Origin of the sequence: Aquimarina macrocephali JAMB N27, assembly GCF_000520995.1 — a bacterium.
GTDB lineage: Bacteria > Bacteroidota > Bacteroidia > Flavobacteriales > Flavobacteriaceae > Aquimarina > Aquimarina macrocephali.
This window is the reverse complement of record NZ_JACA01000103.1, coordinates 1-1664: the sequence shown is the minus strand read 5'-3', so window position 1 is coordinate 1664 and position 1664 is coordinate 1. Positions and strand designations below refer to the sequence as shown.

2 protein-coding genes are annotated in these 1664 nt (G+C 36.7%); both read right to left on the bottom strand.

All coding sequences use genetic code 11. The features are described 5' to 3' along the window. Nucleotides 1-1048 (bottom strand): lytic polysaccharide monooxygenase auxiliary activity family 9 protein (locus Z054_RS32560; protein WP_024773132.1); only part of this gene is annotated, 1048 nt, incomplete at its 3' end. A gap of 287 nt (nt 1049-1335) precedes the next feature. After that, nucleotides 1336-1664, bottom strand: a 329-nt coding sequence (locus tag Z054_RS29555; RefSeq protein WP_035093833.1) for a T9SS type A sorting domain-containing protein, incomplete at its 5' end; no start/stop codon positions are given.

Below are 1664 nucleotides of genomic sequence, written 5' to 3'. Positions count from 1 at the left end.
TTTTTGACCATGCATCTTGCCAGTGAGCTCCGGTACCTGGTGCATATGCCCAAGCTGCTGCAGAAGAACACCATCCCGGAATATTACATGTAAATTTTTCTCCTGCATTTTGTACTTCCTGATCTTTGCTATAAGAAGTTCCTGCTACATATTGTGATATTCCTGCACAATTTCCTCCTCCGGTATCAGGAAGTGTAGTTGCAGTTGTGGTATTACTAAAACCAGATTGATTATTTGCAGCATCCTTCGCTTTTATTCTAAAAGAATACGAGGTATTTTCTGTTAATCCAGTTACTTGATATGAAGTGCCAGTTACGGTAGCAACGACAGTATTTCCTTGATATATATCATATCCCGTTACAGCTACATTATCGGTAGCAGCATTCCAGGCAAGATCGACTGTAGTTTGTGTAGCATTTGATGCCCCTAAACCTGTAGGAGTAGAAGGTGTCTGTGTATCAGTACCTCCTCCATCAAAATTGATGTCACTAGTCGAATAAAATGCCTCTGGACTGTCTGATCTTTGCCAAATACTATAAATAACATGTCTACCTGTTCTAGCAGGAAGTGTTACCGGAATATTAACAATCCTTTCTGGTGCACTTGGAGATGTTCGTACCAAAAGTTCAAGACTATCCCACGTTAATGGCTGATCAGGTGTCCAGCTTGCTTTGGTTATATAAACTTCATAATAAGCAGTTGCATGAGGAGCATGATTTGTCCAAGTAACTGTAAATGGGCCTGGAGAAACTTGTGTTGACACCCAATCAGATCTAACTTGATCCATGCCTCCATATTTATTAGGCCTGCCACCGCTAGCCAGATTTCCATCCATCACATATTGCTGATGATTACCATTAGCATTTGCTTGATTAATTTCACTCCAATCATATAATGGCTGCGTACCATGAGAGGCTACTGCTGCAATGCAAGCAGTAGAATCTGGACTTTCGGGGTTTTCCTGAAAACAATTCCAAACACGACTTGGCGGGTATGTTACTGTGCCATGGGGGAAAACAGATAGAAATACTGTTAGAAATAAGGTCATACAAATTAACTGCCTCCATGAGCAATTAATTATAATAAAATTTACTGAGTTTGTTCTTTTTTTAAACATGGTTTTAATAGTATTTAAGTGTTATATTGAAATATACAAGCACTCGAATTGACGAATTTTGAGATTCAAAAACATCAATACGCACAACGGGTTAATAAATAGTATTCTATTCAACCCATCAAAAAATCTGTAATCGTAATTTATATAATAAGATTCTTAATAGTAACCATAAAAGGGTAGAAGAAACACCCTTTTATGGTTTCAAAAACTATTTTAAATTAATTAGATACTTTCATCTTACCATATTCCTTTTCTTTTCCTATAGTAATCGTATATAAGTACAGACCAGTTTTTAGAGAACTAATATTAAATGTCTTGCCGTTCTGCCCATTCATCACATTATTTTCAAAATCTAATAATTTAGTTCCGCTAAGGGAATGTACTTCAAATCTAAAATTAGAGTTAGACTTTCTAGAATTTATCATCACATTTATGATACCATTTTCAGTAGGATTCGGAAATACTCTAACCGTAGAATTTCTTGCTGTACAGTCTCCTGTCTTTGACCAAGCTAATTGCCAATGAGCTCCAGTACCAGGTGCATAAG